This window comes from Pantoea sp. SIMBA_079 (assembly GCF_046940275.1).
In the GTDB taxonomy this organism is placed as follows: domain Bacteria; phylum Pseudomonadota; class Gammaproteobacteria; order Enterobacterales; family Enterobacteriaceae; genus Pantoea; species Pantoea borealis.
This window is the reverse complement of record NZ_JAWRYR010000519.1, coordinates 1-259: the sequence shown is the minus strand read 5'-3', so window position 1 is coordinate 259 and position 259 is coordinate 1. Positions and strand designations below refer to the sequence as shown.

The following is a 259-nucleotide window of genomic DNA, read 5'->3' as shown; positions in this document are numbered from 1 at the left end:
CGCGAGCGACGCGGAGACCATCTCCGGGTACGTGTTCCGCGGACAGGGCACTCAGCACGTCGACTACGTCGGCGGCGACGGACACGTGCACGAGCTGTGGTGGCAGGCCGACGGCTGGCGGCACGTGGACCTCACCGTCGCTGCTGCGGCCGCAGTGCCCTTCCCGACCTCCAGCGTGGTGGGCTACGCGTTCGAGTCCGGACTCTTCCAGCCCGTCGCCACTCAGCACGTGCTCTACGCCGGGGCCGACAACCAGGTC

The 259-nt window shown here is 70.3% G+C and carries 1 protein-coding gene; it reads left to right on the top strand.

Features of this window, described 5'->3' with window-relative positions:
* On the top strand, positions 1 to 259 hold a 259-nt coding region (locus SB719_RS21030), incomplete at both ends, for a hypothetical protein (protein ID WP_412159867.1).